The sequence below is a fragment of the Corynebacterium pseudokroppenstedtii genome (assembly GCF_019754945.1).
Taxonomy (GTDB): domain Bacteria; phylum Actinomycetota; class Actinomycetes; order Mycobacteriales; family Mycobacteriaceae; genus Corynebacterium; species Corynebacterium pseudokroppenstedtii.
This window is the reverse complement of the sequence record NZ_JAEUWU010000002.1, coordinates 243,398-263,726: the sequence shown is the minus strand read 5'-3', so window position 1 is coordinate 263,726 and position 20,329 is coordinate 243,398. Positions and strand designations below refer to the sequence as shown.

General features: G+C 58.6%; 17 protein-coding genes and 1 tRNA gene. 11 read left to right on the top strand and 7 right to left on the bottom strand.

Annotated features, from left to right (window positions below):
• Positions 1–223: 223 nt before the first annotated feature.
• The gene (locus JMN36_RS04110) at positions 224–1,924 is read left to right on the top strand and encodes an AMP-binding protein (RefSeq protein ID WP_221923898.1); all 1,701 of its coding nucleotides are present in this window, start codon (positions 224–226) and stop codon (positions 1,922–1,924) included.
• A 205-nt stretch (positions 1,925–2,129) separates the two neighbouring features.
• Positions 2,130–3,836 carry an AMP-binding protein gene (locus tag JMN36_RS04105; RefSeq protein ID WP_221923897.1) on the top strand — a complete coding sequence of 569 codons (1,707 nt, stop codon included), beginning with the start codon at positions 2,130–2,132 and terminating at the stop codon, positions 3,834–3,836.
• Positions 3,837–3,882: 46 nt separating this feature from the next.
• On the opposite strand, the gene JMN36_RS04100 is transcribed toward JMN36_RS04105, so the two are convergent.
• Positions 3,883–5,415 (bottom strand): adenylate/guanylate cyclase domain-containing protein, encoded by a 1,533-nt coding sequence (locus JMN36_RS04100; protein WP_412728582.1) that lies wholly within the window; start codon positions 5,413–5,415, stop codon positions 3,883–3,885.
• 119 nt (positions 5,416–5,534) lie between these two features.
• On the opposite strand from JMN36_RS04100, the gene JMN36_RS04095 reads away from it, so the two are divergent.
• The 4 genes from JMN36_RS04095 (at position 5,535) to JMN36_RS04080 (ending at position 8,277) form a co-directional block, all read left to right on the top strand.
• Positions 5,535–6,905 carry a DNA polymerase III subunit delta' gene (locus JMN36_RS04095; protein WP_204087644.1) on the top strand — a complete coding sequence of 457 codons (1,371 nt, stop codon included), beginning with the start codon at positions 5,535–5,537 and terminating at the stop codon, positions 6,903–6,905.
• A 108-nt stretch (positions 6,906–7,013) separates the two neighbouring features.
• Positions 7,014–7,089 (top strand) — tRNA-Thr (locus tag JMN36_RS04090).
• A gap of 157 nt (positions 7,090–7,246) precedes the next feature.
• Positions 7,247–8,119: a hypothetical protein gene (locus JMN36_RS04085; RefSeq protein ID WP_204087643.1), complete on the top strand. Its 873-nt coding sequence runs from the start codon at positions 7,247–7,249 to the stop codon at positions 8,117–8,119.
• Positions 8,116–8,277 (top strand): hypothetical protein, encoded by a 162-nt coding sequence (locus tag JMN36_RS04080; protein ID WP_204087642.1) that lies wholly within the window; start codon positions 8,116–8,118, stop codon positions 8,275–8,277. Before JMN36_RS04085 ends, JMN36_RS04080 begins: the two co-directional genes overlap by 4 nt.
• A gap of 73 nt (positions 8,278–8,350) precedes the next feature.
• Here JMN36_RS04080 and JMN36_RS04075 read toward each other — a convergent pair whose 3' ends face one another.
• Entirely contained in the window at positions 8,351–9,232 is an 882-nt protein-coding gene (locus tag JMN36_RS04075; protein WP_236881698.1) for an oxidoreductase, read from the bottom strand.
• A 231-nt stretch (positions 9,233–9,463) separates the two neighbouring features.
• Here JMN36_RS04075 and JMN36_RS04070 point away from each other — a divergent pair, with 231 nt between their 5' ends.
• The gene (locus tag JMN36_RS04070; RefSeq protein ID WP_204087641.1) at positions 9,464–10,855 is read left to right on the top strand and encodes an MFS transporter; all 1,392 of its coding nucleotides are present in this window, start codon (positions 9,464–9,466) and stop codon (positions 10,853–10,855) included.
• Between the two features lie 93 nt (positions 10,856–10,948).
• Entirely contained in the window at positions 10,949–11,914 is a 966-nt protein-coding gene (locus JMN36_RS04065) for a CE1 family esterase (protein ID WP_221923895.1), read from the top strand.
• A 26-nt stretch (positions 11,915–11,940) separates the two neighbouring features.
• Here the strand turns inward: JMN36_RS04065 and JMN36_RS04060 are convergent, their stop codons facing one another.
• Both JMN36_RS04060 and JMN36_RS04055 read right to left on the bottom strand, forming a co-directional pair.
• Positions 11,941–12,786 (bottom strand): hypothetical protein, encoded by an 846-nt coding sequence (locus JMN36_RS04060; protein WP_236881699.1) that lies wholly within the window; start codon positions 12,784–12,786, stop codon positions 11,941–11,943.
• Positions 12,787–12,905: 119 nt separating this feature from the next.
• Positions 12,906–13,355, bottom strand: a complete 450-nt coding sequence (locus JMN36_RS04055; protein WP_204087639.1) for a helix-turn-helix domain-containing protein — start codon at positions 13,353–13,355, stop codon at positions 12,906–12,908.
• Positions 13,356–13,503: 148 nt separating this feature from the next.
• Between JMN36_RS04055 and lpdA the strand changes: the two genes are divergently transcribed.
• Both lpdA and JMN36_RS11070 read left to right on the top strand, forming a co-directional pair.
• A complete protein-coding gene (gene lpdA / locus JMN36_RS04050; protein WP_012732565.1) occupies positions 13,504–14,913 on the top strand; it encodes a dihydrolipoyl dehydrogenase in 1,410 nt (469 codons plus the stop codon).
• 57 nt (positions 14,914–14,970) lie between these two features.
• A complete protein-coding gene (locus JMN36_RS11070) occupies positions 14,971–15,264 on the top strand; it encodes a DUF6767 domain-containing protein (protein ID WP_306421595.1) in 294 nt (97 codons plus the stop codon).
• Positions 15,265–15,328: 64 nt separating this feature from the next.
• Here JMN36_RS11070 and JMN36_RS04040 read toward each other — a convergent pair whose 3' ends face one another.
• From JMN36_RS04040 to JMN36_RS04030, 3 genes are all read right to left on the bottom strand, one after another.
• Positions 15,329–16,402, bottom strand: a complete 1,074-nt coding sequence (locus tag JMN36_RS04040; protein WP_412728581.1) for an ABC transporter substrate-binding protein — start codon at positions 16,400–16,402, stop codon at positions 15,329–15,331.
• Between the two features lie 107 nt (positions 16,403–16,509).
• Complete coding sequence (locus tag JMN36_RS04035) at positions 16,510–17,301, bottom strand: ABC transporter ATP-binding protein (RefSeq protein ID WP_204087637.1); 792 nt, start codon at positions 17,299–17,301, stop codon at positions 16,510–16,512.
• Positions 17,302–17,317: 16 nt separating this feature from the next.
• Positions 17,318–18,325, bottom strand: a complete 1,008-nt coding sequence (locus tag JMN36_RS04030; protein WP_204088807.1) for a FecCD family ABC transporter permease — start codon at positions 18,323–18,325, stop codon at positions 17,318–17,320.
• A gap of 351 nt (positions 18,326–18,676) precedes the next feature.
• Between JMN36_RS04030 and JMN36_RS04025 the strand changes: the two genes are divergently transcribed.
• The gene (locus JMN36_RS04025; protein ID WP_204087636.1) at positions 18,677–20,284 is read left to right on the top strand and encodes an alpha/beta hydrolase; all 1,608 of its coding nucleotides are present in this window, start codon (positions 18,677–18,679) and stop codon (positions 20,282–20,284) included.
• The last annotated feature ends 45 nt before the right edge of the window (positions 20,285–20,329 follow it).

Genomic DNA, 20,329 nt, shown 5'->3' with positions numbered 1-20,329 from the left:
TCACCAGTGGACTTTGATGAGCTAAATTTCCATACGGATCTTTGGTATTCGTGCATAGCCCATTATAGCTCCTGGTGTGAAGCGTCAAAATAATTGGAAAAGGAACCGTTTCTGTTGTAATGACAGGCGGTTCCTTTTCGATTTTAAATAGTAAAGAAAAATATAAGTCCCCAGTGCAATTCTTCCGTGTAACCCTATTTAAAGGTGAAGAGGTCTTCAGCCAATGAATACTAAATCCTATACCTTCGAAACGCGGGTTCCTCGGGTACTTTCCAAGAAGGAAATCTTCAAGCAGCTTGCCCTGCTCCTCAAGCGGTCTCGCCAAAAAGAGTTTGTTAAGTTCAATGGTTGGGCTGACCTCCGAAAGGATCTAAAGAATCTTAAGCGTTGGGGCGGGTTAGAAGGCTTTATAATTTCCCGAGGAGCTCGGCAAGTTCCTAACCGCCTGGCTCTCATCGATGACGACGGCACTCTGACATACAAAGAGCTATACGATTCCGCGTATAAGTTAGCTCAGGCTCTGCACTCCCGTGGCTTGGGTGACGGTGCCAATGTTGCGGTTATGGCCCTTAATGGTCGTGGTTCGATTCTTCCACTCTGCGCACGTCAGATGGCTGGCTACAACATTTTCATGATCAACGCGAACGCGTCGGCACCTCAAATCGAGCAGTACCTCGACTTCCACCAGGTAGACGCCCTCATCGTGGACGAAGAATTCATTCCGCTGCTGACAGATAAGACCCGGGACCGCACTGTCTTTATAGCCCATCGTGATAAACCGTCGTCGAGCAAGAGTGGTGCGAGCGACACCTACGTATCGATAAGCCAGCTTATCCACACCGCTCCCGCCGATTACGAGCTGCCTGAAAAGCCTTATAAAGGGATGCATGTGGTGATGACGTCGGGAACCACCGGCACGCCCAAGGGCGTGGTGCGTCGGCCATTGAATTCACCCCAGGGTTTCGCATCGGTCGCAGATGCTATGCCATTAGAACGTGGTATGACCGTTCTCTTAACGGCGGTCCTATTCCACGCCTATGGCTGGGCATACATGGGGTTTGCCTTTTTCGCCCAGTCCACTGTCATAGCCCGCAGACATTTTTCCGGAAGCCAGGTTATTCATGACTTCAAAAAGTATGACGTCACGATGTGGGTGACGGCGGCAACGCGCATCCGCGAAGTCATTGGTTACATGGATGAACAGGGCATGGAGCGGTATGATGGCCTGAAAATCATTACAAATTCCGGCAGTCCCCTCATTCCTTATGAAATCAAGCGGGCCAATGAAAAATTCGGTCCCGTCCTGTACTCAATGTATGGCAGCAGTGAAACATCCGCCGTTGCCGTCGCGCCAGCAAATGAATTGGTGAAAGACCCGGAGCTGACAGGAAAAATCTACCCCGGATGCATTGTCAAAATCTTCGATGATGAAGGAAATGAGCTTCCAGAAGGGGAAGAAGGCCTCGTCGCCATTTCCTGCTTCGACCTTTTCGCTGGTTACACAGACCCCAATATCTCTATTCCCTTAATTAAAGGTTATTGGCCAATGGGGGATCGCGGGGTCGTTCGCGATGGAAAGCTGTATGTGCACGGCCGTGCGGATGACCTTGTGATTACTCAGTATGGGGAGAAGATATACCCCATCGAGCTTGAAGAAAGCATTATGCAAATGCCAGGAGTGCAGGATGTCACCGTACTAGCCGCTGACGACAAAACAACCGGCCAAGCGCTTCGCGCCTACGTCATCCGCGATACTGGATCAGAACGGCCATATGCCGACGAAGTGAGAAAATGGGTCGAAGAACACCTCTCCAAGGCGCATGTTCCTCGAGATGTCGTCTTCGTGAAAAACTTCACCCGTGGACCAGCTGGAAAAGTTATTAAACGCGAGCTACCACACTACGGGGAAGAATATAGCGATTAAGTAGAACAGTTAAAATAACTAGCTATCCGTGTCTGCATTAGGTAGGCTAATTCCGGTTGTAGAAAATGTGAAGTATTTGAGAGTTGTTTGATCAGGTTATAGTAATTTTGCGGTAAAAAGTAACGCTTGATACGCTCATTCCGATTTGAACACTGCAGCTGTTTCCCTAATTTTGCTGTCAGATAAGGCTTAAAGGAATGTAGATTTGTCAAATTTTACGCTTACTCCACGGATTAACCACGGAGCACCTGCTAAGGTCAAACTTCAGCAGTTTGGCTACTTTTTGCGTATTCTCAAGGACCTCGAGGTCCTCGAGCCCATGGGGCCTGGCGACATCGCCGCCGCAGCGAAAAGCTTCTACCGCTGGGGAGCACTGGAAACGACCATGCTATCCATGGCTGCCTGGATGAATCCGGACCGATTAGGGCTCGTTGACGATGACGGCGAGCTCACTTACGCCGAATTTTGGGAGTGCACCAACCGCCTCGCCCTTGGCCTGCAGGCTCGCGGAGTCAAGGCCGGCACCAACGTCGCTGTTTTAGCCCGCAATGGTAGGGCAGCCATACTCCCCCTTACGTGCCGCCACATGCTGGGCTTCAACATCTTTATGATCAACGCGAACACGTCGGCAAAACAGCTCGAGCACGTCCTGGCATTCAACCACATTGACGTCTTCATCCTGGACGATGAATTCCTCCCCATGCTCGCAGATGATGCCACAGATAAATATGACATCATCCTCGGCCACGTCGATAACTCCGACAACGCTGAACGTTATGAGACCATGGATGACATCATCAGGCAGGCCCGAGTAACAGACTCACTACCCTTAAGACCGAAACGTGGCTTCCACGTTGTTATGACGTCGGGAACCACCGGAATGCCGAAGGGCGTGATCCGTGGGGCCTTCAAGTCGCCGCAAGGGGCGGCACCATTAGCCTCAGGGATTCCCTGGAAGCGGGGCCTCACTGTCATCCTCACCAGTGTTCTCTTCCACGACTATGGGTGGGCCAACCTCGTCTTATCCTTATTTACGCAATCCACCATCATTGCTCGACGGGGCTTCTCTCCGGAAGAAACACTGCGCGACATCCAGCACTACAACGCCACGGCGATGTGCTCGGCTGCATCGCGGCTCCGTTCCATCGTCTCCTATATGGATAACGAAGGAATTGACCACGTTGACGGGCTTCGTTTCATCGTCTCAGCAGGTAGCCCCTTGGCTGCGCATGAAATCGAAAAAACCAACCAAAAATTCGGCGGCCTAGAAGGTGGCCCAGAAGCGCAACCCGTCCTGTGCAACCTCTACGGAAGCTCAGAATCCGGCCCGATCGCCGTCGCGCGGCCCGAAGAACTCGCCGCGGACACCGCACTCAGTGGCCGCATCTACCCCGGCGAAATCGTCGACATCCGCGACGAGGACGGCAACCCGGTACCTGAAGGCGAAATTGGCCTTATCTGGGTTGCCGTGTACGACCTCTTCGCTGGGTACACCGACCAAGACATCGACATCCCCACCATCAACGGTGCGATCTGCATGCACGACCGCGGGTACATCACCGATGGCAACATGCTCCACGTGCTCGGCCGTGGGGATGACCTCATCATTACCCAATACGCCGAAAAAATCTTCCCCATCGAGATTGAAAACGCCCTTGTTTCGCACTCGCGGATCCACGACTCCTATGTCCACGGCGTCGCGGACGACCGATACGGCCAGGCCATTCGCGCCTACATCATCAGAGAACAAGGCACCGACCCGATCACCGCAGACGAAGTCCGCGAGCACGTTGTCAATGAACTCTCCGAGGGGCACCGCCCCCGGGACGTCTTCTTCGTTGACGAATTCCCCCGCAACCCCATGGGCAAAGTCATCCGCAAGAAACTCCCCGGGCACTCCACCGTCGAGTAAAGCTAGCAGCAACGAGCATCGGGGACCACCGAGTGAGTACCGGGCTTTACCTCTCCGAGCGGTCAGCCAGCGTCGGGCGAATAGGACGTGCCAGCTGAGTCATCTCCTTGCGCCCGCGCAACTCTACGGACTTCAGCGCAGTCCACCGCGCCTGCTCCGCCTCATTCGCACGACGCAACGTCGCAGCAGAGGTCAAAACACGGCCAGGAGTGTCCTTAGCCAAATCCGTCAACCGAGCGGCCTGGTTCACCGCGTCGCCGATCACCGTGTACTCAAAACGGTCATGGGCACCAATGTGACCAGCCACAACGTGCCCGGCAGCCACACCAATACCCGATTGCAGGCGCAGACCGCGCAGCTCTGCCCGAAGCTCACGCGCCGCCGCCAACGCGTGGCCAGCGATGTCGTCAAGCGGGAGCGGAGCCCCGAAAACAGCCAGCGCAGCGTCGCCCTCAAACTTGTTGATAATCCCGCGGTGCTTGTGCACGATCTCCACGACGCGATCAAAGTACTGATTCAGCGTCTCCACAACATCTTCCGGCGAATGATTCACCGCGAACGTCGTTGAACCAATCACGTCGACGAACAGCACCGCAACCAGACGGTCTTCACCCCCCAACACCGGGTTCTCCTCCATCGCCTGGTGAGCCACCTCGATGCCCACGTACTGGCCGAACACATCGCGCACGCGCTGGCGGTCGCGCAGACCGCGCATCATCTCGTTGAAGCCGGCCTGCAGAACACCAATCTCCGAGCCGTCGTAGATGGGCACGTCGGTATCCGTCTCGCCGCGACGTACGCGGAGGATAGCGTCCTGAAGCTCATCAATGGGGTCCGCGATGCTCATCGAGAGCAGCGCAGCGCCGGCCCAGCCCGTAACCAACGACGTCACCGCCAGTGCCACCACCGCGGGCATCAGGCTCGCGGCGTCGCTGGAGAAAAAGCCCTGGCGAGCGCCCACCGCCAACAACACAATCCCCACCACGGGGATGGCCGTCGTCGTTACCCATACTTGGCGAATACGCCCGCTAATCGACGGCTCCAGGAAGGTGCGATCCGCGTTCACCGCCAGGGCAGCGATCGCGATCGGGCGGACGCGACGCTCCGCAATGAAATACGTGAGCATCGTGACCAGCGCACCGCCCAGAAGAGCCGTCACGCACACCGACACGGCGAGGCTCGCGGAACGAGTAGTGGCCACCGCAGTGAAGATGACCACGCCGATGAGCCACAGCGCCGCACCCAGGAACGCCTGGAAAGCGGGGATGCGCAGCACCAGATGGCGGATCATGATCGGATCGAAGCGGTCAGGATGGCGCTGCCACCTGAGTACCGACTGAAACAGGAAAACAGTGCAGCCGATGCCCGCCACGACGGCCGTGACGAAGTATACCGCGTAGAGAACGCCCACTGAACTGGAAAAATCCGTGAGATCGTCGCGCTCTTCTAGGGGCAACAAGAACCGGAGGAAAGCCCCCACCGCCAGCGCGCCGACCACATTAGCCAGAAGTACCAAGGCCGCATACAAAGGCCACGACGTCCCCCGAAGCCACCGCAGATACTCCTGAATAGTCATAATCAATAGGATAACTGGTCAATCGGTGCGACGGGCGGTGTCTCGGCCGGGTATATCGTGCGGTGTCTCGGCCGCGCACATCGCCGGCATGGCATGTCCGGGGCGCAACGTACACTATTCCCATGAATTCCCGCGCCACCGACCGCCCCGAACCACCACTGCTGCGGCAGATGGTGGGATCCCCAACTGTGCGCGAAACTCTCACCAACGCTCTGTACGCTGCCCGTGAGATCACTGCTCGGGGGAGTGACATTGGTGGAAACGGTGTGGATAGCGGTAGCGAGCTAGGCGGGGGCAGCGTCAGTAGCGGGACCACTATTGAGTCCGGGGACGCCTCGCACGCCAGCCAGCCTGCGTCGGCGCACCAATCCGCCCACATGACCCACGCCTGGCTCTTCACCGGGCCGCCCGGCGCGGGCCGCTCCGTTGCTGCAAAAGCATTCGCCGCGTCATTAATGTGCAAAGAAGAAACACCTGGTTGTGGGCAATGCGAGGCCTGCCGAACCGCCCTGGCCGGAACGCACACAGACATCGTCACGATCGTGCCCGAAGGCGTTGTTATCCCGGTCAAACAGGTGCGTGACATGATCGAAGCCGCGTCGCGCATGCCCACCACCGCACAGTGGCGCGTCGTTATTGTCGAGGATGCGGATCGGCTCAACGATGCTGGCGCCAATGCCCTGCTGAAATCCATCGAGGAGCCGCCGCCGCGGACGGTGTTTATCCTCTGCGCGCCGTCCACTGACCCGGATGATGTCCATGTCACGATCCGTTCGCGATGCCGGCATGTCTACATCCCCACGCCCTCAATAGACGAGGTCAAACACATTCTTGCCGACGACACAGCCCTCGGGCTCACCGACAAGCAGATTGATTGGGCGGCGTCTGTGTCGGGAGGGCACGTTGGACGGGCCAAGCGGTTGGCGTCGGACGAACAGGCGCGCACGCAGCGGCAACGGGCACTGCGGGTCCCGGAAAAGGTGTATCAGGACGGGGCCGCGTATCTGTACACCGGGGAGCTGGTGGCGTCGGCGAAGAAGGAAGCTGAGGCGGCCACTGCTGAACGGGATGAGGCTGAGTTGGCGAAGTTGCGGGAAGCCCTGGGCGTCGGAGCGAAAGGGCGTGGCGCGGCGAAAGCTCAGCGGGGGAGTGCGGGCGCGATGAAGGAGCTGGAAACGAAGCAGAAAAACCGCCGAACGCGAATGGTTATTGACCTGTTGGATCTCTCGCTGATGGATATTGCGGGGCTGTACCGCGATGCACTCATGGTGAGCGTTAATGCTGGTGGCGGAGGTGTGCCCGCTATCCACCCTGACCATGCGAATACCGCAGCTGAACTGGCCCGACGGAATACGCCTGAGCAGCTACTTCAATGTGTCGATGCGGTCCGGATGGGGCGAGAGCTACTCGCTTCAGGGGTTCGGCAAGAAGGAGCCCTTGACGCGATGGTGGGCAGGTTGCGTCAAATATGTGTGACCGGCCCTGTTGATTAGGGCGAGGGAAGTCGCGGCGGGGCCGGGAATTTATCGCACGAACCTCGAGGTGAGGGCTACGTTTTGGTCCCGCGACTGGTTCAGGTAATATGCGTCGAGGTACTTCATGCCGCCTTAGCTCAGTCGGTAGAGCATCTCACTCGTAATGAGAAGGTCGTCAGTTCGATTCTGACAGGCGGCTCCACGTAGCCCCAGGCGCAATTCTGGTTCTGCCTGGGGCTTCACGCATTTTCGCGGACCGGGGGGGAACACGAGGCACCACGCCTGGTTTTGCGGCGGCGTTCGGGATCTTTCCGTAATAATTCCCGAACACATCACGGGTGGGATAAGGGGGTATACACGTGATGCAGATTGCTAATGGGGACGACCTAGTCTTGCCAGAGCCAAAGGTCCTCACATGGCTGGGTACACGAGGGACGTTCCTCTCCGAGATACTCTCCTTCGGAGGCACCACGGCCGCTGGTGCAGCGTTCGCCTTCGAGGGTGCTACAAGGGGATGGGTGCTGGCGGTTGGAATTGTTGTCGCGGTGACTGCAATCGGGTTTCGAGCCTTCAGAGAGCGACACCGGAAGGAACTCACGAAGTACAAACAAGGCGAACGGCGCGATATAGTCCGAGAGCTGCTGTCGGAGATCAACATGCTCGATGCCTTGATATTGAGAGCTTCGGACCCTGAGCTCGGGGCCAGGGATCGAAAGGAGCAACTGTCAGGCGCACGGCACATAGTGCTGACGGTCGCTAACCGCAGGTTGGGGCCCGACACTGGTGTGTCGGTGAACTATTTTGAAGTCACCTCGCCAGAGCACGCAACCCTTACTGCGGCAGCATGGGGAAGGATCGGCGGAACGGGGCGCGTATCTAGCCGAGTGTTCACTCACGAATCGCCGACACTCATGCTCGCGCTGGCGGGCGAAGGGCGACTAGTACAGGACACCCGTCAGCTCACGGGGCCGGAAGCGGATGAGGAGCTCGAGTACGGATCGTTCGCGGTGGCCCCTGTTTACGCAGGTAATAGCCTTTTTGGCCTGCTCACCGTTGATGCTAAACCGGTTAATGGCCTCACGAGCTTTCACCAAAAACTTCTGATGAAGTACGGCTCGTCATTGGCCACGACCTTCGTGGCGCAAGGAGGAGTGCCGAAAATTAACATGGATTCTTTCAGCCGTGCGGGTAGAATTGTCTCTGACTTACGCCATGGAGGTGAGCCGAAGTGACCAGCCCAAAGAACACCACATTCGATGCAACCTATTCGGAGCGCATCAAGCTCCTTGAGACGGACCCGGAGCAGTATTTCGCCAAGTACCGCTGGCCCCGATTCGACTTCTCGGATGACGAGAAAAATCAGTCTGTTCGGCGGAAGAAGCGTTGGTAGGCGCACTGCGTCGACAAACACCCGTCATGAGAATATCGCCAGTTCGATTCTGACAGGCGGCTCCACATCCCGCCTACCCGAGCTTGTAGCTCTTACGGATAAAGAAATCCACAGCTCGGTCGGGGAGTAGGCGGCGTAACAGCACCGTGAGTTTCGCTAACGGCCCCACCGCGTACCTCGTGCGGGGCCGCTCAGTCGTCGCGGCCTTCACAACAACACGCGCCACAGTCCCAGGCCGGGACACCATCCCCGGGCGGTGCTTAAACTCAACGGACTCTGCCACCGCGTGCGCCATCTCCGCATACGCCCCACCATCACTGGTTTCCTCCATCGATTCCTGAGCAATATGCGGCCACTCCGTCTTCACCGGGCCCGGCTCCACCACGGACACATCGATTCCCCACGGCTCCAGCTCCAAGCGCAGACAATCGCTCAGCCCCTCCAGGGCAAACTTCGACCCGTGATACCAGCCGCCGAGCAGAGCAGGAACCTTCCCCGCAATCGACGACACATTCACAATCCGGCCCTCACCCTGCTCCCGCATATGCGGCGCAACCAAACGCACCAACGCCATCGGGCCGAACACGTTAACCTCGAACTGTCGGCGGGCATCCTCCGGATCGACATCCTCAATAGCGCCCACAACGCCATATCCAGCGCAGTTGATCAGAACATCAATGCGGCCAGCGTCGTCGATAATGGTGTTGATCCCCTCTCGCATGGAGTCTTCATCGGTCACATCCATCCGCAGAGTGCGCACCCCGTCGCGCGCCAGCTCGCGCAAACGATCCTCGCGCCGGGCCGCTCCGTAAACCACAAAACCCTTCTTGAGTAGCTTGAGCGCGGCCGATCGACCGATACCCGACGTCGCGCCCGTCACCAAAGCAACCTTCTTGTCATCCAGTGAGCTAGAGCGATTGGTATGGGATGTGTCGGGAATCGTGCGAGCCATCATTGTCCTACCTTCCGGCGAATCATGCGTTTTAGGAGATGCATCGGAATGCTTCCTTTGTTTTCAACGCTACCTGTGAATCGTCGCTATGTACTCGAGTGTTGCCGCATCTCTGCTACCCTGCAAAAACATGATCCATACCACATATTGGTCGTTTGTGTGAGAGTTGCGTAATTTCGGCCTAAAATCGCGATTTTATTTCGTTGGAAAACTGGGCACTCCTACGATAAGGCCATGTCCTCCCCGAAATCGTCTGAGAGCGACAGCTCAGACGCACATCTTGACCCTGCCCCACATACCGCTGACAGCAGCGTCGCTTCCGCAACGACGAATGCGCGAAGTAGCACGCAACAGGACCAGCTTGCCGACGTCACCCCCCACGAACTCCGAGCCGCCACGCCGACCACCGCGAACGCTTCGGATCGCTACGCATGGGTTTTCGTCGTACTGGCAATGTTCGTGATCGCCTGGGGTGGCAACGAATTCACACCGCTCCTCATTTTTTACCGTGGTGAAAGTGTTTTCTCGCCGGTCTTCGTCGACTCCCTGTTGGGTGCATATGCGATCGGGATTATGGCCGGTTTGGTTTTCTTAGGACCTCTCTCGGACCGCTACGGACGTAAGACGGTGATGCTATGGGGGCCGGTCGCGGCCATCATCGGCTCGATCTTGATTGCCGTCGGCGAAAAGTCTGAGATCCCCATGTTTATCGGCCGACTCCTGGCCGGCCTGGCCGTGGGAATTGCCATGACTGTTGGCGGGTCCTGGGTGAAAGAGCTCTCTCAGGCACCGTTTGACCCGCACGCGAAAAAGTCGGCTGGCGCGGCCCGAGCAGCGATGGCCCTCACGGGTGGCTTCGGAGTTGGTGCCGGCGTTGCTGGTCTTCTTGCGCAATGGGGGCCGATCCCAGGGCAGCTTTCCTACATTTTGCAGATCATTCTGTCTATCCCCACCCTGGTTTTCCTGGTGAAAATACCGGAAACTCGCCAGTCCGCGCACTTGAAAGTTCATGGCAGCTTTTGGTCTGACCTGGCCGTTCCCACCGCGAAGCACCCACGGTTCTTGACGGTCGCCGTGCCCATCGCACCCTGGGTCTTCGGGGCAGCCGGCGTTGCCTACGCGGTGACACCCGCACTCATGTCCTCGCACGTCAAAGCCCCCGTCGCCTACTCCGCACTCCTCACGGTGGTGTGCTTGGCATTCGGGTTCGGCATCCAGCAAGTCGGCGACCGCATCAACACCGACTACAGCGCGCGCGGCCCCATCTTGGGCATTATCTTCGTTGCCATCGGGATGGCATTAGCGGCTTTCGTATCGACGCGACTCTCCATCGTCGGATCCATTTCTGTGGCTGCTTTGCTGGGGCTGGGGTACGGGCTTGTTCTGATCTCTGGCCTGACGGAGGTCCAGCGGCTCGCTGGCCCGGATGATCTTGCCGGTTTGACCTCAGCGTTCTACGTGCTGACGTACGTCGGATTCTTCTTCCCCATGATTTTGACGAAGCTCTCCGGGGATTTCGACTACGTAGACATGCTCGCGTTCGGCGCCATCGAGGCAACACTGACGCTGATTCTTCTGTTTATGGTGTCGCGTAAAAACCTGGACGACGTGACGGCTGAGGAGTAGCCGGCGGGTTGGCGCTTGGGAGCCAGCCCCGATCACCGGCCCTTTCCCGCCAGCCCTTGACCGTGACGTTTAGAGAAGCATACTGTTGGGGTGGTGATTCACTCACCACACCGCCGCGCAATAGCCACCGCTGTCGTGATCAGCCTCGTTATTGCAGCTCTCTTCGCCGTCATCGTGACCCGGCGACGATCGTCGTCGCCCAGTGAAGATGAAGAACTCAACGGACCATCGAGCTCCGCCATCACCATCAAGTCGGGTGGTCTCACCCGCTCATACCGCTTATCCGTACCCAGTACCGACGCAACCGCCGCGCCGCTTCCGGTGATCTTCGCCTTCCATGGACACAGCCAAAATGCCGCGCTCATGGAGAAATACACCGATCTCGACCGACTCCCGGCCCTCGTCGTCTACCCCCAAGGCGAAAAAGATAAAAGTGGCACCCAGCGCGCGTGGGAATCCGCGCCCTACGCCACCACTAACGACGGGGACAAGGATTCGCAGCTCGTTCGCGATATCCTTGCCCAGCTCGACCGGAAATACCGGATCGACCACACCCGGATCTACGCGACCGGGAAATCCAACGGAGGGGGATTCGCCACCAAACTCGCCTGCACAATGCCGGAGACCTTCGCCGCCGTGGCGCCCGTCGCTGGTGCCTACTATCCCGCGACGCACATATCATGCGCGACCGGGTCGGCGCCGAACGGCGACGTGTCCGTGTTGGAAATACACGGAGTCAAAGACGGAACCATGCACTACGACGGAGGCACAAGCCACGGCGAACGCTACGTTGCAGCACCCGAACTGGCGGGCACATTCGCGCAACTAGAGGGATGCACATCGGAACCGACCACATCGCCGACGTCGGCGGCCAACGTCACCCGCATGACATGGGGAGGCTGCCGCCCGGGAGTCGACGTCGAGCATCTTGCCGTCGCTGATGGTGGCCACAATTGGCCGGGATCGCCATACCAAAAGGAAAGTGGCGAAGGGCCATATAACCACACGCTCCAAACCACCGACGTGGTGTGGGACTTCCTGAGCCGGCACCATAAATAAGGTGCGCGGGGTCCACGCTTCCGTGTTTACGCTTCCACTTCCGCTTTGCTAGACAGCTGCACGCACGCCCCCAGCACCGCGACGAAGCCGACCACCGCCAACCACATCAACCCCGGCCGGACTTCATCGCCCAGCCAGATCAACCCGATCGTCGACGGAACAATGGTCTCGCACGCGAAAGACAGCGCCGCCACCGTCGTCGTCGGCAATCGATCTAACGCATAGCCATAAGCAACCACAGCAAGGCCGCCCATCAGCACCATCGCCCAGACGAACGCGTCGCTGAGCCAGCCGAGTATCGACGAATGTACCGTGACCAAGCGGGCGGCGACGCCGACGAACCCGAAGCCCAGGCCCGAGATGACCGACAGAACGATCCCGGTCGCCATTGTCCACCGGGGTTGAGACGCGACGACGCACACCGCCGCGACCGCGGCAAGGGGAATCGCGAGGGCACACAGCCCCCAGCCAACCCACCAAGCGACGGCCCGCGCCGGGCCTTCCTCGGCCGTCACTCCCAGCACAATCAGGCCCGCGACCAGCACAGCAACGGCAATGACCTCATGTGCGGTGAGGCGCTGATGCAGCACAACCACTGCCAGCACAGCGGTCACCGCAACCGACGACGCCACCGTCGACTCGACAAGAAAAAGAGGCAAAGAGTGCAACGCCAGTGCCGACATGAGGAAGCCGAGGAAGTCGCACACCAAGCCGAGGCCGTACAACCATCCGGCGCGAATACGGCGACCCCACGACGAGCCGGCCGGAAGCGCGACAAGCCGCCCCACCGCAATAGCCTGCAAAATCGTGGCCCCGCCGTAGGCAATCGCGGCGCACACGGCACCGATGTAGGCGAACATAGTGAATGTCACAGGCTGATACGCTACCCTTTGCGCAATTGTCGACGCATTCGCCGGACGTATTTACCGACGGAGTAACTCTGCGGCAACGGGCGCTCCACAGAGCGCAGGGTTGCCTAGGACGTCGTCGATCATTCGGAGTGGTACAAGCCCATTTCTTCCGAGAGCGCTGTTAATTCGTCGGCAGCCTTGCGCGTAGTGATGTCCTGTGCGCGCTTGTACTCTTTCACGTCGCTCGCGTAGACGCGTCGGTGAGCACCCACTTTGTGCCCGGGAAGTGTCCCCTCGTCGATAAGTTTCACGACATAGGGGGGAGAAACGTTGAGGAGATCGGCGGTTTGCTGCGTCGTCAATTCTGCATGTTCAGGAACGATGGAAATCGGCTGGCCAGCAGCCGCATTCTTGAGTACCTCTCGTAATTTGAGAACGACATGGTGGGGCAAGGTGATGCTTTCTCCCGACGGCTCAAGAGCGACGTCGATGGATTGTTGCGGGGATTTATCTAGCACGTGGGTGAGCTTGCGAAGCGCCTCGCGTGAGACAGTGGCATCGTGTTTTTGCTGTGTGTCGTTGGTCGCCATGGAGAAAATTACCAATAAACGAAATAAACGAAGCGGGACGGTGGGGGGAGGGAATCACACGCGAGCTCAAAGCCGTCTGAACGAATCCCCCCACGGCTATTGCCCCCATTACCTGAAATCTCGGTGGCAGCGTCGTATCCTAAAAACCGTGGCTGAACATTATGACGTAGTTATCCTTGGTGCAGGTCCCGGCGGATATGTGGCGGCTATTCGCGCCGCTCAGTTGGGCAAAAAAGTTGCGATTGTAGAGAAGAAGTATTGGGGCGGTGTGTGCCTGAATGTGGGCTGCATCCCCTCCAAGGCGCTCCTTCGCAATGCTGAATTAGCGCACACGTTTACGCACGATGCCAAGACATTTGGCATCTCAGGCGACGTGTCGTTCGACTTCGGCGCTGCTCACAAGCGCTCCAGGAAGGTGTCCTCCAACATTGTGAAGGGCGTCCACTTCCTGATGAAGAAGAACAAAATCACCGAAGTTCACGGTCAAGGCACCTTCACCGACGCTCACACCATCGAGGTGTCCGACGGTGACGACGCCGGTAAAACCCTCACGTTCGATAACTGCATCATTGCGACGGGTTCCGTCGTGAAGACGCTCCCGGGGATCGAGCTCAGCAGCAACGTCGTTTCTTATGAGGAACAGATCCTTAACGACGAACTCCCTGAGTCCATGGTCATCGTTGGCGCGGGCGCGATCGGCATGGAGTTCGCGTACGTCCTGGCTAACTACGGCGTGGATGTCACCATCGTCGAGTTCATGGACTCCGTCCTGCCCAACGAGGACAAGGACGTCTCCAAGGAGATCGCCAAGCAGTACAAGAAGTTGGGCGTCACCGTCCTGACCGGGCACAAGACCACAGCCGTGCGCGATAAGGGCGATTCTGTCGAGGTCGACATTGAGAAGAAGGACGGTTCGAAGCAACAGACGCTGACCGTGGACCGCGTTCTCGTCTCGGTTGGGTTCGCACCCCGCGTCGAGGGCTACGGCCTGGACAAGACCGGCGTCGAGCTCACCGACCGTGGCGCAATCGCCATTGATGACTTCATGCGCACCAACGTCGACGGCATCTACGCCATTGGCGACGTCACCGCGAAACTGCAGCTAGCCCACGTGGCCGAAGCACAAGGGGTCGTGGCTGCCGAAACCATCGCCGGCGCAGAGACCGAAACCCTGGGCGACTACATGATGATGCCTCGCGCAACGTTCTGTAACCCACAGGTTGCGTCGATGGGCTACACGGAAGCCGCCGCGAAAGAGAAGTTCTCCGACCGCGACATCAAAGTGGCCAGCTTCCCCTTCACCGCGAACGGAAAGGCGCAAGGCCTTGGCGAACCCGCTGGCTTCGTCAAGATCGTGACCGACGGCGAATATGGGGAAATTCTCGGCGCCCACATGGTTGGCTCCAACGTTTCCGAGATGCTGCCGGAGTTGACCCTCGCGGCCCGCTACGATCTGACCGCTGAGGAAATCGGGCGCAACGTCCACACCCACCCGACCCTCTCTGAGGCCATCAAGGAAGCAGCTGAGGGCACACTGGGCCACATGATCAACCTCTGAGGCGGGCCTGCCGCGTCCCGGCAGGACACTCAGGAGGGTGCCTCCGCTGAGGGGCACCTGCGCCCTCAGAGAAACCCCCGCCCCCAGCGGAACTCCAGTTCAGCAACGCCGGGCAGAGGAGCTGCACATGATGACCAGGGGAAACGTCCTCGGCGCCTGCGCAACTCGCGTCGGCGAAAAAAGAGCCACCCCGACGCGCGCTGCCCAATCCGGTTCGGCGAACCCTGCACCGCGTGCCAACCCGGAACCAGCGGTCCGGCCGACTGCCAACTCGTGCAAATGGTGCGCATGGACCCCGAACTCATGGAACGCATGCGCCAAATGAACCTGGCGCACCGGCACACGTCCTAAGCCACGTGACGCAGGCCGCGACCACCGGTGCCCGCCTGCGTGCGATTACTCCGCCTACGTGCGGTTACTTCTCGACGAAGTATTCCCTCCCGGCCAGAGAATCCGGCAGCTGAACGTCGGTGTGGATATCGCTCTTCGGCATCAACCCGAACTTCTCGTATGCTTTCCGCATGTACTCGGCCGCGTCGATATTCAGAGGACCGGACGTCCACATGGCGTACGGAAGGTTGACGTACCGCTTCTGCTTTACCGCCTCCAAGTTCTTCGTGGACGGGTTGGACTCCAGGATTTTCATTTTCTCCTCGAAAGTTTGTGAAGGATAGTCCACGAAAGCGATCACATCCGGCTGGGCAGAGGCGATTTTCTCCCACCCCACCGTCGTCCACGTGTCATCGACATCATCGGTCGCATTCTTCCCGCCGGCAGCTTCAATAATCGCCTGCGGCCCGCCGAACTTGCCGGACGTGAAAATGGTGTCCTTCGCGGAGTCGAACACGAACGTCACCGGCGGCTTACCGGAGCCCTCAGCCGCGGGAGCCTTCTTCAACGCGTTCAGGCGCTTATCCACGTCCTTGACCAAGTGATTCGCCTTATCCTCATGACCGGTCAGTTTCCCGATATTGGTGAGGTCCGTCTTCGCTGCCTCCCATGGATCCATCGTCCCGCGCTTGTCGGACCTACCCTGCCGGCATGACTCGGAAAGAATATAGGACTCAATCCCGTGATCTTTCAGCGCATCCGGCGTCAAGTTCTTGGATTCCGAAAAACCATAGTTCCACCCCGCGAACACAAGGTCCGGCTTGGTCGCAATAATTCGCTCCAGCGATGGAGACTCGGGCGCATCCACCTTCAACTTGTCGACGACATCCTTGCCATATTTGGCCTCAAGGATTGCCTTATCATCCTGCAGGCTGCTGACATTCGCGATATTGTCGGCCGCGCCCACCGCTAGCGTGGTGGCAATCATGTTCCCGTCATTGACGTACATGTGCTTCGCCGTCGACGGATAGGTGGCTTCCTTACCACAATTCTTGACGGTGACCGGACCCGAGTTGCTGCCCTCATTTCCGCCGCTAGCGCTGGTGGAATTGTCCGAGCTAGAACACGCTGCCAGCGGAATCATGATTAGGCTGGCCATGAGCGCCGAGGTTGCGATGGTCCCCGCAGAGCGACGACGTCGGCCCCCTTCGGTGAGTTTTAGCCCCTTGGTGTGGTTCGCGGCGCTGCCGTCCACAGTGTTCTGCTTCACGGTGCAGTATCCTTTCGTAAGCTTTCCACCACGAGATGAAGAGAATCGTTCGCGGTAGAAATATGGGTGGAATTCACGGAAAAGCCGTGCGCAACGGTGCTCTCCGTTAACGTTTCTTCGGGCGGCCCGGCCGCAAGAACACCACCGTCGCCGAGGACGATGACGTGGTCGAAGTGCGTAAACGCCAAACCCAGGTCGTGAATGGTGGCGCAGATCGTGCGCCCCGACGCCCGCATCACGTCGAGAAGCAGCAGCTGATAGCGGACATCCAGGTGGTTGGTGGGCTCGTCCAGAAGAACAAGGTCCGTATCCTGCGCCAATCCGCGGGCCAACATCGCTCGACGACGCTCCCCGCCGGAAAGCTGGTCACACCGGTGATCGATTTTGTCCGCCAGGCCGACGACCTCTAACGACGACGTCACAACGTCGCGCTCCTTCTTCCCACCGGTTTGCCACGGCTTCAGATGCGGAATCCGCCCCAAGGCCACCATTTCGCCGAGCAGGAGATCATCCGGCGGCGCTTCCTCTTGGCCAATGAACGCAATGCGCTGCGCCCGGTCACGCGGGCGAAGAGAGTGGACGTCGGTACCGTCGTCGATAAGAACACGACCAGAATGAGGGCGGTGAATACCCGCGAGGACCCGAAGGAGGGTGGATTTTCCGACGCCATTAATGCCGACGATGGCTGTCATGCCGCCAGACGGGACGGTGAATGACACGTCCGGGAGGATGACTCGGTCTGAACGTGCAATGGAGCACGAGACGTTGCGCGCTTCGAGTGTGGTCATTGGTTGCCCCCAAACATCACTCTTGACCCCCGAACCTGTAGTGCGAGCGCCCCATAAGGATCAGGAACACCGGTGCGCCGATGATACCGGTCACGACACCGAGCGGGATCTCTTGCGGGATGGCGGCGACGCGCGCCAGAACATCCACCCACACCAGGAAAATCGCGCCGCACAGCATGGCGGCGGGAACAAGCCGACGGTGGCGAGGGCCAACGAGGAGCCGCGCAATGTGGGGAATCACCAGGCCAACAAAACCAATTCCACCCGAAACCGCCACCAGCGCACCCACCAGAATGGCTTGAAGAAAGAACAGGCACTGGCGGAGCACAGCAACATTGATTCCCAACGCAGCGGCCGTGTCCGGGCCGGCAGCTAACGCATCTAGCTGCGACGATACCGCCATGAGGAGCGCAAAAGTCACAGCCACAATAGCCGACGGGATCCACAGCTTGGACCACGTAGCGCCCGCGACAGAACCCAGCATCCAAAACATCACGCCCTGCGCGGCCTGCCCATAGGGCGACTTAAAGATCATGAAATTGGCGATCGCGCTGAACGCGGCGCTGATGACCACGCCGGAGAGGACAAGCCGCAGCGGTGTCAGTCCACCTTGCCCCATAGCGACGAAGTACACCGTGAGGGTGGCGGCTATCGCCCCGGCCAACGCCCCGCCGGTGAGCGCGAAAAGGCCGAACGACGAAAACCACCCCAAGGTGATCACCGACGTTGCCCCCACGCTGGCACCCGACGAAATCCCCAACAAATACGGGTCAGCCAGCGGATTCCTGACCAGAGTTTGGATAGCAACGCCCGCCAGCGCCAGGCCGGCGCCGACGATCGCGGCTAACACTCCCCGCGGAGCACGCAAATCCCACACCACGGAATCCAACGACGTGTCCGGTGTTCCTGCGCCCCCGAAATGCGCGCGGATGACAGACCACACTTGGCCGACGTCGTACTGGGCTGAGCCAAACGTTGTGGATGCAATAAGGCTGATGATCAGTGCAGCCGCTCCGATGAGCAGGAATAGCCAGAGCGGAGCGCGCCGGGGCGTGTGCTCGGACGGATCCCGGTGGGAGTGACGCCCGAACGAAACCCCGCGGATCCGTCGTCGCGACGACCTGCGGGGTGGTGACGATGTACAACCGTTATTCACGTGATTCCTTGGCGAAATCTATAGCAGGGAGCGGTTCAGTGAACCTCCAGAAAAACACTCACCGAAAGTAAAACACATTTTCTATAGAAGCTGAAATGGGTGGATGAGCAGCGAAAATGCGTCTCGGGTGCCAGTTAAAATGTGCCATCTGCGCGTGTTATTGATATGCGCGCGCTTTATCTATTGATATACATGGACGGTAACTCAGAAAGGTGAATTATGAAGAAACACGGCGCAGCTTTTCTAGCCAGCACATTGTTGATCTTTTCCGCCGCGGTTCCAGCACATGCCGGGGATGCGCAACAACCGTCATCGCCACTGAAGTGGGGGCCATGCCCAGAAGGATCAGGAGTAGCTGCCCGTGCGACGTGCGCAACACTCACCGTTCCGAAAGATTACGACGATCCGTCGTCGGGGACCATCGAACTCACCATGAGTAAAATCCCCGCTAGTGGGCAGAAGAAGGGTGTTATTGCGGGTAACCCGGGTGGCCCTGGTGGCGACGCGCTGGGCATGTTCAGCGACCCCAGCGATAAAGGCGAAGGGACGCAGGCGGTTCATCTGCCTGAGAGCGTCGGCAAGAACTATGACCTCATCGCGGTGGAGCCACGTGGGTTGACGTGGGGCACTCCGCTGAATTGTGAGCCGGAGATCGCCACGCCCTATATGACGGCGGGAATGCTTTATGATGCGTGCGAATCGCATAATCCGGGGTACACAAAAACAGTAAATACAGAAAATACGGCACGTGACTTAGAAGAAGCGCGGAAACTTTTGGGCGAAAAGCAGCTCAATCTTTATGGGCTTTCCTATGGAGGGCCGCTGATGAGTACGTATGCCACTTTATTTCCGGAACATACTAATAAAGCGATTTTTGATTCAAGCGCATCCCCCAATGACCTTGTTTTCCGCCTCGCAGAAAAGCGACAAGCTATTCGTCATGAAGCGATACATGAATTCTTCTCGTGGGTCGCTGAGCGGGATAGCGACTACCACTTGGGGACCACACCGCGCGAGGTGTATCAATCCTTCGCCGCCGTGATTCATGACGAGTACGGAGTGTCGGCCCCTGTTCGCCCGCAATCGGCGGACCGTCGCGATGTTGCAGCAGTTCCCGACGATTACGCACAGGCTGCCGTGGCTCTGGTGAACGCGGCTGACCTCGTCGCGTGGCGGACCGGCAGGGTGGTCGATGCGGTCAAGCTCTATACCGACGCGGTTTCGCCGGATCAATTCGCTGACCCGAACTCGATGGTGATGGGGACGCTGTATAGCCAAAAATCGTGGACCAAGCTGGCGGAATACTTGAGCACGAAGAAGACGCAGGCGGGGGATGCGAACGCCAACGCGGGAGAATCGTCGGACGTGGATGAGAGCGATAACGGCCGCGAACCAACGCCGGAGGAGCAGAAGCAGCTGGAAATTCAGCAACAACTTGTTCAGGCGATGACTATTCAGGGCAACGTCGTCTCCTGTAATGAGAACGCGACGGCCCCCGACCGATCCAAGCTGATCCCCTATTACACGTCCCTTATTGTGCCGGGGGACATCATTGATTTGAACGAAAACATGCTGGCCAGCGGCGCGTACTGCGATGGTTGGCCGACGAACACACCGTTCAAGAAGGTGTCCGGGGACAAGCTGAAAGTTAAGCCGCTTCACCTCGGTTACGACAAGGACACCGCGGTCACCGGAACGGGAGCCCCCGAGATGCGCGACGCGATGGGTGGCGACCTTCACATGTACCCGGGTTACAGCCACGGTGTGCTGGTGAATGACTTTGATCAGGCTGCCGACGTTGTCGCTGAGTATATGAATGGGGAATAGACAGCCCTGTCTTTTCTCGCTGAGGGCCGGGCGCTACCGTGGCAC

Excerpts from the sequence above, each read along its gene's own strand:
- JMN36_RS04055 (WP_204087639.1), bottom strand. The coding sequence starts at position 13,355 with ATGGCGACCAACGACACACAGCAAAAACACGATGCCACTGTCTCACGC.
- JMN36_RS04075 (WP_236881698.1), bottom strand. The coding sequence starts at position 9,232 with ATGATGGCTCGCACGATTCCCGACACATCCCATACCAATCGCTCTAGC.
- JMN36_RS04110 (WP_221923898.1), top strand. The coding sequence starts at position 224 with ATGAATACTAAATCCTATACCTTCGAAACGCGGGTTCCTCGGGTACTT.
- JMN36_RS04040 (WP_412728581.1), bottom strand. The coding sequence starts at position 16,402 with ATGGCCAGCCTAATCATGATTCCGCTGGCAGCGTGTTCTAGCTCGGAC.
- JMN36_RS04095 (WP_204087644.1), top strand. The coding sequence starts at position 5,535 with ATGAATTCCCGCGCCACCGACCGCCCCGAACCACCACTGCTGCGGCAG.
- JMN36_RS04070 (WP_204087641.1), top strand. The coding sequence starts at position 9,464 with ATGTCCTCCCCGAAATCGTCTGAGAGCGACAGCTCAGACGCACATCTT.
- JMN36_RS04035 (WP_204087637.1), bottom strand. The coding sequence starts at position 17,301 with ATGACCACACTCGAAGCGCGCAACGTCTCGTGCTCCATTGCACGTTCA.
- JMN36_RS04025 (WP_204087636.1), top strand. The coding sequence starts at position 18,677 with ATGAAGAAACACGGCGCAGCTTTTCTAGCCAGCACATTGTTGATCTTT.